Origin of the sequence: Streptomyces sp. TP-A0356 (genome assembly GCF_001417775.1) — a bacterium.
In the GTDB taxonomy this organism is placed as follows: Bacteria; Actinomycetota; Actinomycetes; order Streptomycetales; family Streptomycetaceae; genus Streptomyces.
The window spans coordinates 88,835-105,633 of record NZ_BBZJ01000015.1 but is presented as its reverse complement, the minus strand read 5'-3'; the positions used below and the strand labels follow the sequence as shown (position 1 = coordinate 105,633).

The window sequence follows — 16,799 nt, the reverse complement described above, 5'->3', positions numbered from 1 at the left end:
GCCCCCTGCCAGGACCGGGCGGCCAGTGGTGCCGTGGCGGACGCGCGTCCACGCTGGAAACAGGAACCCTCACGGCATTCCGCGGAGAAACGATGACAAGCCGCCCCAGAAGTGGCCGGGCGCCATACAAGGTAGAGCGCCACGGTCTGGTCGTGCCTCGCCGCATCTGACATCCCGAGGAGGAGACCGTGCCCAGCACCCCGTACGTCGTCAGCGATGTGATGACGCGCGCCGTCGTCGCCGTCGGCCGTGACGCCCCGTTCAAGGACATCGTCAAGCTCATGGAGCAGTGGAAGGTCAGCGCGCTGCCCGTGCTGGAAGGCGAAGGCCGTGTGATCGGTGTCGTCTCCGAGGCGGACCTGCTGCCCAAGGAGGAGTTCCGGGACAGCGATCCCGACCGCTTCACACAGCTCCATCGCCTGCCCGACCTGGCCAAGGCCGGCGCGCTCACCGCCGAGGAACTGATGACCTCGCCTGCCGCCGGCGTACACCCCGGAAGCACCCTCGCCCAGGCCGCCCGCATCATGGCTCAGCGCAAGATCAAACGGCTTCCGGTCGTCAACGACGAAGGCATGCTCGAAGGCATCGTCAGCCGCGCCGACCTGCTCAAGGTGTTCCTGCGCCCGGACAGCGAGATCGCGGACGAGATCCGGCGCGACATCGTCGACGTGCTCTTCCCCGCCCCGGTCGAACCCATTCACATCATGGTCACCGACGGCGTTGTCACCTTGACCGGTGAGGTCCAGGACACCGAACAGATCCCCCTGACCGTCCGCCTCGTGCGGGGCGTCGAGGGCGTGGTGGACGTGGACTGCCATCTCTAGCTCGCAGCCGCGCCTTAGGGACAGGCTTGGAGAGTCAGAGATTGCGCAGCCGGTCGTCGGCGACGCGGTGCGGTGACCGCGCGTCGGGCGGCAGGCGGGAGTCGTCGAAGCGGTAGGTGAGCTGGTCGATCACCGCGACCACTCCGTCGATCTGCCTGGTCATGGAGACGGCGATCTCCGTCTCGCTCTTGCGTTCCAATTGGCCGGTGAGGGTGACCACGCCTTCGACCACGAAGACGTCGATGGTCCTGGGTGCCAGCCACAGCGTGCGGATCAGCACTTCCTCGATCACTTCGTCGCGGATCTCCGCGTCGGGTCGCAGGAAGACCTGGAGCAGGTCCCGGCGGGTGACGATGCCGACGAGCCGGTCCTCCTCGTCCAGTACGGGCAGCCGCTCCACACGTCGCTGAGCCATGGTTCGGGCGGCTTCGGCGATGGTCTCCTCGGCGTGCACGGTGACGGGCGGTGCGGTCATGAGCTGACCGGCGGTGAAGGCCCTGGACCTGGCGGCCTGGCTGCGAGCCCCGGGCGTCGGCTCGGCGAACCGGAGGTTCCGCTCGGGCTCGTCCGTGTCGAGGGCTTCCGACTGTCTGGCCACCAGGTCCGTTTCGGAGATGACGCCGATGACCTTGTCGTCGTCGTCCACGACCGGCAGTCCGCTGATCCGACGGTCCGCGAGGAGCCGCGCGACTTCCTTGAGCGGGGTGCCGTACTCGGCTCGGATGACATCCGAGGTCATCACCGAGCCGACCTTGTTGTGCTTCATGTCCGTTCCCTCCTCAGCGGAGCCGGCGCAGGTACGGGTCCTGGGGCCTGCCCGGCAGCAGGCGTACGCGTGCGTCGAGACGGTGACTTCGTTCGGTGCCGCAAGGACGGGGTTGAAGTCGGCCTCCGCGCGCTGCGGCAGGTCGCTCGCCATGCGGGAGACACGAGGTCGGGAACCATGCCCAGTGGCCGGGCGAGCCAGGCGGCGTGGTCGGTGGCGTGGGCCGGAGCCTGTGCCGCCGCCTGCGGGTCGGCGTACGAAGGAACGGCTCCGCCGGCGGTGGCGGGAAGCAGCTTCACCGCTGCGGTGGTGGGCAAGGCGTGGACCGGGGGCCGGCTGAGCGGGTCGTCCGTCATCGCGGGTCTCCTCCTTGCCTCTCGACACTTCGAGCATCCAGTGGTCGCGGGGGTGAGCCCATGGGCTGTCCGGGACGGGAGGAGGGGCCGTTCGGCCCTGAAATCGGGCCGCGCCCCGGCCCGGCGTCCCCGGATGCACGCTGGTGGGGTCGCGGTGTTGGACCCTGGGAATGAGTGACTCCGCAAGGATCCCTAAGTCGTCGGCGTAGGTCGACCTAGCGCATCGGGTGGTGGAGGCGGCATGGCCGACAAGAAGGCGGCGCTGCCGCGCAAGACGTACGAGCGGGAACTGCTGCGCCTGCAGACGGAGTTGGTGAAGCTTCAGGAGTGGGGTCGGGCGGAGGGCGCCCGACTGGTCGTGATCTTCGAGGGGCGGGACGCGGCGGGCAAGGGCGGCACCATCAAACGGGTCGCCGAACACCTCAACCCACGCGTGGCACGGATCGCGGCACTGCCCAAGCCGACCGAGCGCGAGCGCAGCCAGTGGTACTTCCAGCGGTATGTGGAGCATCTGCCGGCCGCCGGGGAGATCGTGCTGTTCGACCGCAGCTGGTACAACCGGGCCGGGGTCGAGCACGTGATGGGCTTCTGCACGAAGGAGGAACACCAGCTCTTCCTGCGCCAGTGCCCGATCTTCGAGCGGATGCTGGTGGAGGACGGGATCCTGCTGCGCAAGTACTGGTTCTCGGTGAGCGACGCCGTGCAGCAGGAGCGGTTCCGGCGGCGGCTGGAGGACCCGGTACGGCGCTGGAAGCTCTCATCGATGGACCTCGAGTCGATCACCCGCTGGGAGGCGTACTCCCGGGCGAAGGACGAGATGATGGTGCACACCGACATCTCCGAGTCGCCGTGGTACGTCGTCGAGAGCGACGACAAGCGCCGGGCCCGGCTCAACATGATCGCCCATCTGCTGGACTCGGTCCCCTACCGTGAGGTGCCGCCTCCGGTCCTGGAGCTTCCGGAGCGACCGCCGTCGACCGGCTACGTACGCCCGCCGCGCGATCTGCAGACCTACGTCCCGGATCACGCCGCGAGCCTCTGACCCGTCCTTGGTTCTCACCCGGCAGCAGCCGTGGGCCTCACGATCGTCATGACGGGCGCGCTCATCAGCCACTCCACGCTGCTGCGCGCCGACCTCCACAGAGGACACGGCGCGCGCGAGGCGCGCAACATCGGCGTCAACATCGCTCTGCTCGTCCTGAGCGTCTTTGTGGCCGCAGGGCGCTTCTGAGCCCGGGCACGACCACCGACCTTCCGGTCATGCGTCGGCGCTTGCCCCTCGCTCTCTCACAGGCTTCACACAGGTCGGCAGCCGCAGCCCGACGCCGTCTTGGCCTCGGTGACGGTCAGGGCGGGGTCGACAGAGGTCTCGTCGGAGGTGCAGCAGCCGTTGACGCCGCAGCATGCGTCGGCCGACTCCGTCGCCTCGGAGGGGGTGTCGGGGGCCAGCGGCTTGGTGGCGCGGACAATGGCGGAGTGCATGCCGTCGGCGACCGAATGGGTCGGGGTGATCTCGATGAGGGTGAAGCCGGCGGCTTCCAGACCCGCACGGTATTCGGTGAAGGACAGGGCGCCGGCGATGCAGCCGACGTAGTCGCCGCGCTCGGCCCGCTGTTCGGTGGTGAGGGTGTCGTCGGCGACGACGTCGGAGACGCCGATGCGGCCGCCGGGCTTCAGGACACGGTAGGTCTCGGCGAAGACGGCCGGCTTGTCGACGGACAGATTGATCACGCAGTTGGAGATCACGACGTCGATGGTGTCGGCGGGCAGCGGGATGGCCTCGATGGTGCCCTTGAGGAACTCGACGTTCGTCGCGCCTGCCTTCTCGGCGTTGACGAGGGACAGGGCGAGCATCTCGTCGGTCATGTCCAGTCCGTACGCCTTGCCGGTGGGGCCGACGCGGCGGGCGGAGAGCAGGACGTCGATGCCGCCACCGGAGCCGAGGTCCAGGACGCGTTCGCCTTCGCGGAGTTCGGCGACGGCGGTGGGGTTGCCGCAGCCGAGCGAGGCGGCCACGGCCTCGGCGGGCAGTGCGTCGCGTTCGTCGGCGGCGTACAGGGCGGAGCCGAAGTTCTCGTCGACCTCGACCGGCTGTGGTCCGCAACAGGCGGCGCCCCCCTCGGTGACCTTCACGGCCGCCGCGGCGTAGCGCCGGCGGACGGTTTCGCGCAGGTCGGTGGACTGCTCACTCATGACTCACTCCTGGATGGACAGGGCACGGCGATGCCCCGGATCGGCCTGCATTGACATCCGTTGATGCAACATTGCGCCCTGATTCGAAAGACGTCAACATAGAGCCATGCCCCAACAGTCGAAACAGTCGAAACAAGAGCTTGAGGTGATCGGCCAGGACGTCGGCGGCGGCTGCTGCGACGGACTTGCTTCCGCGCCACTGGACGATGAGCGCGCGGTGGAACTGGCGAAGGTGTTCAAAGCCCTCGGGGACCCGGTCCGGCTGCGGCTGCTGTCGATGATCGCCTCACGGGAGGGCGGCGAGGTCTGCGTGTGCGAGATGACGCCCGCCTTCGAGCTGTCCCAGCCGACGATCTCCCACCACCTCAAGCTGCTGCGCCAGGCCGGGCTCATCGACTGCGAACGGCGCGGGACCTGGGTGTACTACTGGGCGCTGCCCGGCGTCCTGGACCAGCTCGCCGTATTCCTGGCCACGCCGCGGACCGCGGGAGCCACGGCATGACCGCCTCCCTCGGCCGCCGCGTCGCCGCGGAAGCCGTCGGGACCGGGCTGCTGGTCGCGGTCGTCGTCGGCTCCGGCATCCAGGCCACCGAGCTCTCGCACGACGTCGGCGTGCAGCTGCTCGCCAACTCCCTCGCCACCGTCTTCGGCCTGGGCGTACTGATCGCGCTGCTCGGACCGGTCTCCGGCGCGCACTTCAACCCCGCCGTGACCCTCGCGGCCTGGTTCACCGGCCGCCGCACCGCCGACGGCCTCACCCTGCGGGACGTCGCCGCCTATGTGCCCGCTCAGATCGCCGGGGCGATCGGCGGGGCGATCCTTGCCGACGCGATGTTCGCCCAGCCGCTGGTGAAGTTCTCCACCCACGACCGGTCCGCAGGCCACCTATGGCTGGGCGAGGTCGTTGCCACGGCCGGGCTGATCCTGCTGATCTTCGGCCTGGACCGGATCGGCCGCGCCTCGCTCGCTCCGGCCGCGGTGGCCTCCTACATCGGGGCCGCCTACTGGTTCACCTCCTCCACGTCATTCGCGAACCCGGCGGTGACCATCGGCCGCGCCTTCACCTGCACCTTCGCCGGAATCGCGCCCGCCTCCGTCACACCGTTCGTCACGGCCCAATTGCTCGGAGCCGTGCTGGGACTGGGCGCCGTGGCCGCGGTATACGGCCATCCCGCTCCCGCCGGAGACGAGGTCGTCGTCCCTCACGGCGAACCCGAACTCGCCTCCTCCTGACCCCGCCCCACTCTCGAGAAGGACTCCCGCCATGAGCGCTCCCGCCCCGCGCGCGTCGGTGCTGTTCGTCTGCGTCCACAACGCCGGCCGCTCCCAGATGGGCGCCGCCTTCCTCACCCACCTCGGCGGCGACCAGGTCGAGGTCCGCTCGGCAGGCTCCGCCCCTGCCGACACCGTCAACCCGGCCGTGGTCGAGGCCATGAAAGAGGTCGGCGTCGACATCTCCGCCCAGACACCGAAGATCCTCACCACCGAGGCCGTGCAGGCATCCGACGTGGTCATCACGATGGGCTGCGGGGACACCTGCCCCGTCTTCCCCGGCAAGCGGTACCTGGACTGGCAGCTCGACGACCCCGCCGGTCAGGGCGTGGACGCCGTGCGGCCGATCCGGGACGCCATCGAGCAGCGCGTGCGCGGCCTGCTCGCCGAACTCGGCATCCCGGCGGCAGCGTGACCACCACGACGGATCTCCGCGTCGCGCCCATGCGGCCGGAGCGCGCCGGACAGGCCCTGACGATTCACCAGCTGGGCATCGACGAGGGCAACGCCGCCATCGAGACCACCGCGCCGACCTGGGAGGCGTGCGGGTAGGTGGGCTAGCGGCGTCCCTCGACGCAGGGGATGGCGAGGGATGGCAGGTGTCGCCGTCCGTTCTGCCTGATCGGTTCCGAGGTCGTCGAGCCGAGCCAGCTCCGTGAGAGTCGCTCTTCTCCTCGGCTCGAAGAAGTCGAGAGCCGACCCCGTCGGCGGGCATCAGCGGTCTGCGCGCGCACACCCGGTCACTTAGAGTGAGAGCATGGACGCGGGTGCGGGGTCGGACCGGCGCCCGGGCAGGGTCGCGGGTGGGTGCCTGGGCGGCTGCTGGGGTGCCTTCCGCCGGTCGCCGTACTTCGCAGCGAGCGTCATGGCCGTCCTGATCGCCGCGATGGCCGGCCTGTTCGCGGGGTCGTACACGTACGCCTTTGCCAATCCGACGCCGCGACGCATTTCGACCGCCGTCACCGGCGTGCCGGAGTCGCAGGTCAAGCGGGCGCAGTTCGTCGCCGGCATGGAGAAGGCGCTCGGCGCGTCGCTGGTGCTGCACCACTACGACACGTTCGCGCAGGCCAAGACCGCCATCGAGGAGCAGCAGGCGTTCGCGATCCTCCGCGAGCCGGGCGAGGGCAGAGCCGCCCCGCGCCTGTACGTGTCCTCCGCCTCGGGCGCGAGCGTCGCGCAGGTCTTCACCACGTCCGCCCCTCGGGTGGGTGCCTCCATCGGCGTGCCCATCGCCGTCACCGACATCCACCCCCTGCAGAAGGGCGACCCGCGGGGCCTGACGATCTTCTACGTCTCCCTGGCCGCCGTCATCCTCGGCTTCGTCGGGGCGATGCAGCTCACGGCGCACGCGGGCTCTCTGCGGCCGGTGGAACATGTCGCCTTCATCGCCGTCTACGCCATGCTCGGCGCCTTCGCCATCGCTTCCATCGTCGACTGGGGCCTGGGCGCCATCCGCCTGCCCTTCGCCGAGTCCTGGGCGATCCTCGCGCTGACCATGTTCACGTCCGGCATGGTCTCCACCATGTTCACCACCCTCATCGGCCGCTGGGCGATCCTCCCCACGTGGGGTCTGTTGGTCGTCATCGGCAACCCCTCCTCCGGCGGTGCTGTCTCCTGGCCCCTCCTGCCCTCCCTGTTCGGCCTCATCGGGCGCTGGCTCCCCCCGGGTGCCTCCGTCAACGCCCAGCACACCGCCGTCTACTTCGGCGACCACCAACACGCCTACCCCTTCCTGGTCCTGGCGGCCTGGGCCCTGGGGGCAACGGCAGTCTTCTGGGTTCGTACGCACCCGGGAATCCTCCGGCGGCGGAACGCCGAGACGACGTAGGGCGCATCGGGACTCGACGACCGCCGCGACAACGAACTGCACGTCCCTCCGGGCCCGGCGCCGCCCGCTTCGCCTTCCTGGCCGGCATCGCCGGGTCCGAGCGCGAGTACGGCGGCGGCATGCGCGCCCCTCGGGCGGCGGATCTCCGGATGCGCGGTGGTGGTGGTGATGCCAAGGTGAGGCAGCCGACAGGTCCACGCGAAAGGGGCGTTACACCCGTGGGCATCCCCAGTCTGCTCCACCACATGGCGGCACGCACAGGCAGGGCGTCGCGGCACCGGCGTACCGCCGGGCTGCTGGCCGCCGCAGTCGCGGCCGCGACCGCAGCTGCAGCGGGCGGTTGTGCCCTTTCCCACCCGGTGGAAAGCGCTCGGACCGTTCAGCCGGGCCACCCTGTGCCGCCGGGAGTGACCATGGTGGGCCGCACCTACCAGGTGCCACGTCCGCTGTCGGCCGGGGCGCCGGGCGTATTGATCGCCGCCACTGACCACGGCCCCGATGCGCGGCTGGAGGGCGCGCGGCGCTGGACGGTTCTCTACCACTCCACGAACGCCCACGGTGCGGACGTCCCGGTCAGTGGCACCGTCCTGGTGCCACCCGGTGCCGCTCCCAGGGGCGGTTGGCCGGTGGTGTCCTGGGCACATGGCACGACTGGCGTGGCCGACGCCTGCGCGCCCTCCCAATGGCCCAATCTGGGCTCGGATGCCTTCGCTCAGGAGCTTCGCGCGTTTCTTCACGCCGGGTACGCGGTCACCGCCTCGGACTACCCGGGGCTGGGCACCCCAGGAGAGCACACCTATCTGGTCGGCGCGGACGAGGGCAACGCCGTCGCCGACATCGTCCCCGCGGCCCGCCGGCTCGTGCCCGGCCTGGGGTCGGTGTGGTTCGCGGTCGGGCACTCGCAAGGAGGGCAGGCCGCACTGTTCGCCACCCACGCGGGGCCCCGGACGGGCGCGCAGCGCCTTGGCGCGGTGGTGGCCATCGCCCCGGCCAGCCACCTGGAGGCGATGCTTGCGGGGGTGAAGGCGTCCCACGTCCCCAGCGAGCTGTCCTTCGCGTTCTACTCCCTCGTCGGACTGGCCGCCACCGACCCCGCCGACCCCTCGCTGAAACTGCGTTCGCTGCTGGGGCCGGTGGCAGCCGCCACCGCCTCCCAGGTCCTCGCCAAATGTGTGACGGACGGCGATCCCGTACTCAACGGCCTGGACACCGAGCGGATGATGCCGCTGAGCGCGGACCAACTGCGGCGGATGGGGGAGCGGATGGGTGCCTACGGCGACCCGGATCGATCCGCCGTCCCCGTCCCGGCGCTGGTCATCCAGGGTGGAGCCGACCAGGATGTGCCGCCCGCCTGGACCGATGCGGTCGTCGCGAACCTGCGCCGCCTGGGCTCACCCACCGTGCTCTACCGCAGATATCCCGGTGCGGGCCACAACCAGGTCCTCGGCCAATCTGTCTGCGATCTCCTGACCTTCCTCCACACCCGCGGCGGAACCCGACCCGGTACCTGCACCCCGTCGCGCTCCGACGAAGGATGAGCCCGCCGACCGGACCGCCACCGGCTCCGGCTCCGGGGAGGCAGCGGTCGAGCCACACCGGCGATCCGCTCACCGAACCGCACCTCCCCACCCGGATCGGGGCCGGAGACCGGGCGTGGCCCTCTGCCTCCCGCCGCTCGAACTCAGGGGTCCCGCCTGCTGGTTGGGCCGTCAGAAGGGCTCTAGTTCTCGTCGAGCATGTGCCGCGCAGTGTTCAGCGCGGTGGCGCGGTCATCGGGGATCAGTCCGATGCGGGTGCGCCGGTCGAGGAGGTCAGCTGTGTCGAGTGCGCCTTCGTGGCGTACGGCCCACAGCAGTTCGGCGCGCGTGACGGGGTGGCCTTCCAGGACGGGCTCGGCAAGTCCGGGGTCGTGTGCGCTCAAGGCATGGACGGCCGGCGCTTCGGTGCCGTAGCGGCTGATCAGTCGGCGGGGCGCACGGAGAGTGGTGAGCACGTGTGGCGGTGCGGCGCCGACCAGGGGAAGGGTGGCGGTGGGGGAAGGCTTCGCGGGGAGGTGGTGGGTGGCGACGGCGGTGTCCACGGCGTCTTCGGCCATGCGCCGGTAGGTGGTGAGCTTGCCGCCGACGACGGTGATCACACCGTCCGCTGAGGTGAGAACCGCGTGCTTGCGGGAGATGTCGGCGGTGCTGGTCGCTGCGCCGGAGCCCGCGACCGGTGTCGTGTCCAGCAGGGGGCGCAGTCCCGCGAAGGCGCCGACCACGTTTCGGCGGTGGACGGGGGCGTCCAGGGCGGAGCCGAGGACGTCGAGCAAGAAGCCGATGTCTGTCTCCGGCACTTCGGGGACGTCCGGGATGTCGCCGTCGACAGGTTCGTCGGTGAGTCCGACGTAGACCCTGCCGTCGCCTTGTGGCAGTACGAGGACGAAGCGGTTGGTCTCGCCGGGGATCGGGATGTGCAGGCCGGCCGGGAGGGAACCGAGGTGGGCCGCGCGCAGCACGAGATGAGTGCCGCGCGAAGGCCGGATGCGGACGCCGTCGACCAGGCTGCCCGCCCACACACCGGAGGCGTTGATCACCACGCGGGCCCGGATTTCGCCCTCTTCGCCGGTGAGTTCGTCGCGTATCCGGGCGCCGGACCGGCCGAGTTCAAGCGCCCGTACGCGAGTCAGGATCCGCGCACCGTGGGCCGCCGCCGTGCGGGCGATCGCGGTGACCAGCCGAGCATCGTCGGTGGCGCGGCCGTCCCAGGACAGAAGCCCGCCCCGGAGCCCGGCGCTGCGCAGTGCGGGCGCGAGGTGGCGGGTCTCCGCCGCCGACAGCCTGCGCGGTGCCGGAAGGGTTGCACGGGCCGTGCGTGCCGCCAGGCGCAGCGTGTCGCCGGCCCGGAAGCCGGCCCAGGCCAGGGCCGCCTGACCGCGGGAGACCAGAGGGGTGAGGGGCAGTACGAACGGCTGGGCGTGCACCAGGTGGGGCGCCGTGCGCTCCATGAGGATCCCGCGTTCGCGTGCGCTTTCGTGGGCCACGTCGAGCTGGGCGGAGGCGAGGTAGCGCAGTCCGCCGTGAATGAGCTTGGAGCTCCAGCGGGATGTGCCGAACGCCAGGTCCTGCGCGTCGATGGCGACGACCGTCAGTCCGCGCGCGGCGGCGTCCAGGGCTGCTCCGGCGCCGGTCGCGCCGAGACCGACCACCAGGACGTCCACGGGCGGACCGCCGACCGTGTCGGTCAGTTCGCGCAGGCGGCGCGCGGCCGTCAGGGACGAGCCCGGCGCCGGTTGGGCCGGGCTGATGCTGGGGCTCATGGCGTCAGGGTCCTCTCGAGGATGGTGCGCAGTTCCGAGGTGAAGGCCTCGGTGCTCAGATCGGCGTCGTTCTCGTCGGTCATGGTGCGCAGTGACAGGGTGAAGGACTGAGCGACCAGGAGCAGGGCTCGGGCCTGCCGTTCCGGGTGACCGGGCCGCACCGACTTGTCGGCGTGGCCCTCCCGGACGGCGTCGGCGAGCAGTTCGAGGAGGGCCTCCTGGCTGGCACCGCGCCTGTCCAGCACATAGGGCAGGAGCAGTTCGGGGTCCACATCGATGATCTTGCGGAACAGCGGATGCGCGCGGAAGGCGTCCACCCCTCTCACCAGCCCGTCGACGATCAGGGTGCGTGCGCCGATCCCCGGTGTGCGTTCGGGCATCGCCCGGGTGGCGACTTCGATCCACTCCCGGGTCATCAAGTCGCCGACCAGGGACCGCACATCGGGCCAGCGGCGGTACAGCGTCATCCGGGAGACGCCGGCGCGGCGGGCCACATCGGTGAGGGTGGTGCGGCGGACGCCGACGGCCAGGACGCAGTCGCGTACCGCGTCGAGCACCGGATCGCTGTCCGAGGTGTTGTGACGAATGGGCGTCATGTGTCACAGTGTAACGCCCTGTGCGGCCGTGCAGGAGACGGCACTCTTTCCAACGACCGGTGAGGACAAGCGCCATGGACATGCTGTGGAGTGGCTGGGGGGACCCGGCCAGGGCAACGTCGCTGCCCGACACGGTGATCGGGCTGCTGCGCGACATGCTGGGGGTCAAGCCCCGCAGCGCCGAGCCGGTCGCCCTGGAGGACATCTCCGTGCCCGGGCCGCCGCTGGATTCCACCGTCCACCGCGCCTTGATCGAGGCCGTCGGCGGTGAGGCCCACGTCCGCACCGACGCGGAGGCCCGGATCCGGCACACCCGCGGCAAGTCCACCCCCGATCTGCTGCGGATCCGCAACGGAGACGTGCAGGACATCCCCGCCGCTGTCGTACTCCCGGCGAGCCACGACGAGGTCCTCGCCGTGCTGAGGGCGTGCGCCGAACACGGCCTGGCCCTGGTTCCGTTCGGTGGCGGTACGTCCGTCGTCGGAGGCCTCGCCCCCGAGCAGAGGCAGCCGTTCCTCACGCTGGACCTGGGCCGCATGGACGGCTTGCTCGCCCTGGATCCGGTCTCCCGCACCGCCACCCTGCAACCCGGACTCAGGGCTCCGCACGCCGAGGCGCTCCTGGCCGAGCACGGCTTCACCCTCGGCCACTTCCCCCAGTCCTACGAGTGGGCCACCATCGGTGGGTTCGCCGCCGCACGTTCCAGTGGACAGGCATCCGCCGGCTACGGCCGGTTCGACGAGATGGTGCTCGGCCTCACCCTGGCCACTCCCGTCGGCACCCTCGACATCGGCCGCGCCCCGCGCTCGGCCGCCGGCCCGGACCTGCGCCAGCTCGTCCTCGGCTCCGAGGGAGCGTTCGGCGTCATCACCTCGATCACCGTACGAATCCGCCCTGTCCCCAAGGCCCGTGTCTACGAAGGATGGCGCTTCGCCTCCTTCGAGGAAGGCACCGCCGCGCTGCGGCGCCTGGCCCAGGACGGGCCGCGGCCGACCGTGCTGCGCCTGTCGGACGAGACCGAGACGCTGATCGGCCTCGCCCAGCCCGACGCCATCGGTTCCTCCGGCATCCAGCAGACCGCCGGATGCCTGGCGATCGCCGGCTACGAGGGCACGGCGGAGGACACCGTCCACCGCCGGGACCGGGCCGCGGCCGTACTGCGCGACTGCGGCGGCGTCTACCTGGGCGAGGAACCCGGAGAGCGCTGGGCCCATGGCCGCTATTCGGCGCCCTACCTGCGGGACGCACTGCTGGACGCGGGTGCCTTCGCCGAGACGCTGGAGACCGCGGCGTTCTGGTCCCGCCTGCCCGAGCTGTACGCCCGCGTTCGCGAGGCACTCACCACCGTGCTCACCGAGTCGGGCACCCCGCCCCTGGTGATGTGCCACATCTCCCACGTCTACGAGAACGGCGCCTCCCTGTACTTCACCGTGGTCTCCGCCCAGGGCGACGATCCCGTGACGCACTGGGCGCCCGCGAAACACGCCGCCAACGAGGCGATCATGTCCTCGGGTGGCACGATCAGCCACCACCACGGCGTGGGCACCGACCACCGCGACTGGTACGTCCGGGAGGCCGGACCGCTCGGTGTCGAAGCCCTCCGTGCGGTCAAGCGACAGCTGGATCCCACCGGGCTGCTCAACCCCGGCGTCCTCCTGCCCCTCGACTGATCCCGCCCCGCCCCTCACACCACCGTCTGTGCACCACCCATCAGGCGCCTTCGGAGGCACACGGATGCGACAGTTCACCGCCATCGTCAACCCCACCGCCGGTGGATCCACCGGGGTCGCGGCGCTGCTCCAGGTGGCCCGGCTGCTTCGGGAGGCCGGGGCCGAACTGGAGACCCAGTACAGCCGCAGCCTCGTCCACGCCCAGGACCTCGCCCGGCAGGCCGGCGCCCGGCAGCGGGTCGTGCTCGCCGTCGGCGGCGACGGCATCGTCGGCGGCATCGGAGGGGCTCTCAGCGGCACCGGCACCCTTCTCGGCCTGGTTCCGGCCGGTCGCGGTAACGACTTCGCCCGAGCGCTGGGCCTGCCCACCGACCCGGCCGCCCTCGCCCGGATCCTGCTCCACAACGGCCCTCGCCTCGTCGACACCATCGAAGTGGAGTCCGCCCACCGTCGCGCCGTCGTGCTCGGCAGCGTGTACGCGGGCGTCGACGCACTCGCCAACCGCCACGCCAACCACACGAAACTGGTGCGCGGAGCCGCCTCCTACTACGTGGGCGGACTCAGAGCCGTGGCTACATGGCGACCGGCCGACTACCGGGTCACCGTCGACGGCGAGGATCACAGGCACCGTGGCTACACCGTCGTGGCCGCGAACTCCGCCTACTACGGCTCGGGCCGCACCATCGCCCCCGACGCCCGTGTCGACGACGGGCTGCTGGACGTGGTGATGATCCGCCATGCGCCGCGCAGGCTCTTCTTCACCCTGATGCAGGAGCTCAAGTCGGGCGCGCATGTGCACCGGCCCGAGGTGCGGATCCTGCGCGGCAGGGAAATCCGCATCGAGGCCGACCGTCCGGTGCCCTACGGCGCCGACGGCGAGGTCGACGCCGTTCTCCCGGTCACGGCCAGGGTGCTGCCCGCATCGCTCTCCGTACTGTGCTGAACGCCTGACTGGCCGCATGGCGGGGGACCCGGAAGTGCTCAACCAGCTTCGCCCACGCGCCGCCCGCCTGCGCGTCCGTCGCTTCCAACGTGCCTGACCGTGCCCAGCGACCCGGCTCGCCGACTGAGCCGTGGAAGCCGGCCGGCCAAGTAGGTCGTGGGGGCAATCGTGAGCCAGGGCAGCCAGTCGTCGCAGTAGGCGCGAACGTAGTCCCGGACGGCGTCGGTGTCCCACACCGCCCCGCCCAGCAGGTGCTGCATCCCGTCCGGGCTGGCGTCCCGGCATGGTCGGCGATCGTCCAGCAGTTCTCGCGCGGCAGGTCCGACAACAGCCTCATCACGAACGCCCGCATCCGCCGCCGCGGTTGCGCCCGAGCGAACCGGCCCGCCACCCGGCCCAACAACTGGTCGAACGCCGCCCGCCAACGGGCAGGGTCGACGCTCTGGCCTGCGCCACCGCCTGATCTTTCGTTGCCCTCACGAACACCGATGATCAACGGGTGGCCGTAGTCATGCCCGCACAGGCCGCCATCAGCAAGATCACAATCTACCGCTGGGACTCGGACGCCATTCCCCTTCGAGGATGCTGAACATCTCGGAGTCCCGCCAGCCGTCCCGGATCAACGCAGTGTGCTGATGCCGCCCCTCGTACGTCATGCCGAGCTTGCCCAGCACCCGAACCGACGCGAGATTGCGCGGGTCACAGGTCGCGCAGATTCGGTGGAGTCCCAGTTCCCCGAACCCGCGCGACAGAAGCTCTCGCCCGATCGCCGTGCCCACGCCACGCCCCCAGGCCCTCGGGTGGACGATGTAGGCGATCTCGCCCTGCCGATGGCGACGGCTACGGATGCGCAGTTCACCCATGCCGACGAGTTCATTCTCGAAGAGAGCAACGTAGGCGAATCTCTGCTGGTCGGCGTGCGACCAGGCCTCGACGGCGGCTTGCACGAACGCGCGCGTCTCCTCCTCGGTGTTCGGCCCCCAAGGCTGGTAGCGACAAGCCCTCTCAAGGCCGGCCCAGGAGTGCACCGCTTGCCAGTCGTTCAGCGCGAGTTGACGCAAAGTCACCAGGGATCGCGTCACAAGCCGATCTTGCCACATCGCGGGTGGGGCACGAGCAGGACTTCGGTAGCCCGCCACCGCCGCTATACCGCACCCCACTGACGGCCCTGGCGGGCTCCCGCTGGGCGCGTACCGTGGCGGACGGTGCGCTGCGGAGCATACCCATGACGGCGGCGGCGAAGCCGTCGTCGGGACGGCTGGCAGGTGGCGCACCGCGATGTTCCGGCGCCTGGCCAGGTCGCGACGGACAGTAAGGCGGCTCAGCCGCTCCGGGGGCAACAGCCGCAGGCGCCCTTCGCCCGGTCGGCCCAAGAATGCCCCGTCGGTGGGTGAGCGGCGGACAGTGTGCTGTTTTGCCCTGCTGTCGCAGGGCAGGCGAGGGACATGGATCACTCGCACGCTCCTGTGCTGGAAGCATTGGCCGCCTACCACGACAGCGGTCAGCTGCCGTTCACCCCGCCTGGCCACAAGCAGGGCCGCGGCGCCGATCCACGGGTGAAGACCGTGCTCGGCGACGCCGTCTTCCGCTCCGACGTGCTGGCGACATCCGGCCTGGACGACCGGATGTCCTCGGGCGGCGTGCTGCGCAAGGCCCAGGAGCTGATGGCCGACGCCGTCGGGGCGGAACACGCCTTCTTCTCCACCTGCGGCAGCTCCCTGTCGGTCAAGTCGGCCATGCTGTCGGTGGCCGGCCCGGACGAGAAACTGGTGGTCGGGCGGGACGTTCACAAGTCCGTGGTGTCCGGCCTGATCCTGTCCGGTGTACGGCCCATCTGGGTCGACCCGCAGTGGGACCCCGATCTGCATCTGGCCCACCCGCCCTCCGCGCAGTCGTTCTCGGCCGCTCTCGACGAGCACCCCGACGCCAGGGGAGTGCTGGTCACCAGCCCGACCCCGTACGGCACCTGCGCGGACCTACGCGCCCTGGCGGAGGTCTGCCACAGGCGGGGGAAACCACTCATCGTGGACGAGGCGTGGGGCGCCCACTTGCCGTTCCATCCCGACCTGCCCACCTGGGCGATGGACGCCGGCGCCGACGTGTGTGTCACCTCCGTGCACAAGATGGGCTCCGGCCTGGAGCAGAGCTCGGTCTTCCACCTGCAGGGCGGGCTCGTCCGGCCGGAAGTGCTGCGCTCCCGCGAAGACCTGCTCGGCACCACCAGCCCGAACGTCCTGGTGTACGCCGCCCTTGACGGCTGGCGGCGCCAGATGGTCGAGCACGGCCGCGCCCTGTACGACCAGACGCTGACGCGGGCCGCACGCGTCCGGTCCCGTATCGAGGCGATCGACGGTCTGCACGTGCACGGCCGGGAGGACTTCTGCGGCCCCGGCCGCGCCGACGACCTGGACCCGCTGCAGGTGATCATCGACATCACCGCACTGGGCACCACCGGCTACCGGGCGGCCGACTGGCTGCGCCGGCAGCACCACATCAATCTGCACGTGGCCGACCACCGCCGCATCAGCGCCCAGCTCACACACGCCGACAACGACAGGACCACCGGTGCGCTGCTGGAGGCCCTCGACGACCTCGTCCGGCACGCCGGCAATCTGGGGCCCGCCGAGAAGGTGGAGATCCCCGATCCCGCCCAGCTGCGGCTCGAACAGGTCCTGCTGCCCCGCGACGCCTTCTTCGGCCGCGTGGAGCAGGTGCCCTGGCAACAGGCCGCCGACCGGGTGGCCGCCGAGATGCTCACGCCCTACCCTCCCGGCATCCCCGCGGTGCTGCCCGGCCAGCGCATGAACAACGACGTACTGCTGTACCTGCGCAGCGGTGTGGACGCCGGGATGGTCGTCCCCGACGCGGCCGACCCCCGGGTGACCAGCGTCCGTGTCGCCGTCGAGGAGTAACGGCGACAGCCGCGTCCGATTTCGCCCGCCCAGCCCGGCCGCGCTTCGGAATCGCTTTCGGGCTTCGGGGAACGTCGTGGGCAAGCGGGTGGTCCTGCTGGACTGGCCGCCAGGTGCCGCGGTTCGGAGGTGAGCCATGGC

At 70.8% G+C, this 16,799-nt stretch carries 17 protein-coding genes and 2 pseudogenes; 12 read left to right on the top strand and 7 right to left on the bottom strand.

From position 1 onward, the window contains the following. Positions 1–221 precede the first annotated feature (221 nt). A complete protein-coding gene (locus tag ASC56_RS09040) occupies positions 222–824 on the top strand; it encodes a CBS domain-containing protein (protein WP_371330051.1) in 603 nt (200 codons plus the stop codon). Between the two features lie 34 nt (positions 825–858). On the opposite strand, the gene ASC56_RS09035 is transcribed toward ASC56_RS09040, so the two are convergent. Together ASC56_RS09035 and ASC56_RS43075 are read right to left on the bottom strand one after the other, a co-directional pair. Continuing rightward, positions 859–1,590 (bottom strand): CBS domain-containing protein, encoded by a 732-nt coding sequence (locus ASC56_RS09035; RefSeq protein WP_055491058.1) that lies wholly within the window; start codon positions 1,588–1,590, stop codon positions 859–861. A gap of 13 nt (positions 1,591–1,603) precedes the next feature. Then, positions 1,604–1,755 (bottom strand): annotated as a pseudogene (locus tag ASC56_RS43075) (acetate--CoA ligase family protein); the annotation flags it as partial. A gap of 432 nt (positions 1,756–2,187) precedes the next feature. Between ASC56_RS43075 and ppk2 the strand changes: the two are divergent. Together ppk2 and ASC56_RS40540 are read left to right on the top strand one after the other, a co-directional pair. After that, positions 2,188–2,988: a polyphosphate kinase 2 gene (ppk2, locus tag ASC56_RS09030; RefSeq protein ID WP_055490738.1), complete on the top strand. Its 801-nt coding sequence runs from the start codon at positions 2,188–2,190 to the stop codon at positions 2,986–2,988. Between the two features lie 48 nt (positions 2,989–3,036). Continuing rightward, positions 3,037–3,177 (top strand): hypothetical protein, encoded by a 141-nt coding sequence (locus ASC56_RS40540; protein WP_159039618.1) that lies wholly within the window; start codon positions 3,037–3,039, stop codon positions 3,175–3,177. A gap of 65 nt (positions 3,178–3,242) precedes the next feature. On the opposite strand, the gene arsM is transcribed toward ASC56_RS40540, so the two are convergent. Continuing rightward, positions 3,243–4,139 (bottom strand): arsenite methyltransferase, encoded by an 897-nt coding sequence (gene arsM, locus ASC56_RS09025; protein ID WP_055490737.1) that lies wholly within the window; start codon positions 4,137–4,139, stop codon positions 3,243–3,245. 106 nt (positions 4,140–4,245) lie between these two features. Here arsM and ASC56_RS09020 point away from each other — a divergent pair, with 106 nt between their 5' ends. From ASC56_RS09020 to ASC56_RS09000, 6 genes are all read left to right on the top strand, one after another. After that, the gene (locus ASC56_RS09020; RefSeq protein WP_079102387.1) at positions 4,246–4,641 is read left to right on the top strand and encodes a helix-turn-helix transcriptional regulator; all 396 of its coding nucleotides are present in this window, start codon (positions 4,246–4,248) and stop codon (positions 4,639–4,641) included. Continuing rightward, on the top strand, positions 4,638–5,372 hold the full coding sequence (locus ASC56_RS09015) for an MIP/aquaporin family protein (protein ID WP_079102386.1): 735 nt from the start codon (positions 4,638–4,640) through the stop codon (positions 5,370–5,372). Before ASC56_RS09020 ends, ASC56_RS09015 begins: the two co-directional genes overlap by 4 nt. A gap of 31 nt (positions 5,373–5,403) precedes the next feature. Beyond that, positions 5,404–5,826 (top strand): arsenate reductase ArsC, encoded by a 423-nt coding sequence (locus ASC56_RS09010; protein ID WP_055490735.1) that lies wholly within the window; start codon positions 5,404–5,406, stop codon positions 5,824–5,826. Next, a complete protein-coding gene (locus tag ASC56_RS40535; RefSeq protein WP_159039617.1) occupies positions 5,823–5,963 on the top strand; it encodes a hypothetical protein in 141 nt (46 codons plus the stop codon). The genes ASC56_RS09010 and ASC56_RS40535 overlap by 4 nt, the downstream gene beginning before the upstream one ends. Before the next feature lie 205 nt (positions 5,964–6,168). After that, positions 6,169–7,239, top strand: coding sequence for an ABC transporter permease (locus ASC56_RS09005; protein ID WP_234376894.1), 1,071 nt, complete (start codon positions 6,169–6,171; stop codon positions 7,237–7,239). Between the two features lie 413 nt (positions 7,240–7,652). Next, positions 7,653–8,777 (top strand): S9 family peptidase, encoded by a 1,125-nt coding sequence (locus ASC56_RS09000; RefSeq protein ID WP_055490734.1) that lies wholly within the window; start codon positions 7,653–7,655, stop codon positions 8,775–8,777. 182 nt (positions 8,778–8,959) lie between these two features. On the opposite strand, the gene ASC56_RS08995 is transcribed toward ASC56_RS09000, so the two are convergent. Together ASC56_RS08995 and ASC56_RS08990 are read right to left on the bottom strand one after the other, a co-directional pair. Beyond that, on the bottom strand, positions 8,960–10,537 hold the full coding sequence (locus ASC56_RS08995) for a glycerol-3-phosphate dehydrogenase/oxidase (protein ID WP_079102385.1): 1,578 nt from the start codon (positions 10,535–10,537) through the stop codon (positions 8,960–8,962). Next, positions 10,534–11,133 carry a TetR/AcrR family transcriptional regulator gene (locus ASC56_RS08990; protein ID WP_055490733.1) on the bottom strand — a complete coding sequence of 200 codons (600 nt, stop codon included), beginning with the start codon at positions 11,131–11,133 and terminating at the stop codon, positions 10,534–10,536. The genes ASC56_RS08995 and ASC56_RS08990 overlap by 4 nt, the downstream gene beginning before the upstream one ends. A 74-nt stretch (positions 11,134–11,207) precedes the next feature. Here ASC56_RS08990 and ASC56_RS08985 point away from each other — a divergent pair, with 74 nt between their 5' ends. Together ASC56_RS08985 and ASC56_RS08980 are read left to right on the top strand one after the other, a co-directional pair. Next, positions 11,208–12,803: an FAD-binding oxidoreductase gene (locus tag ASC56_RS08985; RefSeq protein ID WP_055490732.1), complete on the top strand. Its 1,596-nt coding sequence runs from the start codon at positions 11,208–11,210 to the stop codon at positions 12,801–12,803. A gap of 64 nt (positions 12,804–12,867) precedes the next feature. Then, the gene (locus ASC56_RS08980) at positions 12,868–13,746 is read left to right on the top strand and encodes a YegS/Rv2252/BmrU family lipid kinase (protein WP_055490731.1); all 879 of its coding nucleotides are present in this window, start codon (positions 12,868–12,870) and stop codon (positions 13,744–13,746) included. A 194-nt stretch (positions 13,747–13,940) separates the two neighbouring features. Here the strand turns inward: ASC56_RS08980 and ASC56_RS41735 are convergent. Together ASC56_RS41735 and ASC56_RS08970 are read right to left on the bottom strand one after the other, a co-directional pair. Beyond that, a pseudogene (locus ASC56_RS41735) lies at positions 13,941–14,146 on the bottom strand (IS701 family transposase); the annotation flags it as partial. A 139-nt stretch (positions 14,147–14,285) separates the two neighbouring features. After that, on the bottom strand, positions 14,286–14,828 hold the full coding sequence (locus ASC56_RS08970; RefSeq protein WP_234376893.1) for a GNAT family N-acetyltransferase: 543 nt from the start codon (positions 14,826–14,828) through the stop codon (positions 14,286–14,288). Positions 14,829–15,191: 363 nt separating this feature from the next. Between ASC56_RS08970 and ASC56_RS08965 the strand changes: the two genes are divergently transcribed. Next, entirely contained in the window at positions 15,192–16,658 is a 1,467-nt protein-coding gene (locus ASC56_RS08965; RefSeq protein ID WP_055490728.1) for an aminotransferase class I/II-fold pyridoxal phosphate-dependent enzyme, read from the top strand. Positions 16,659–16,799 lie beyond the last annotated feature (141 nt).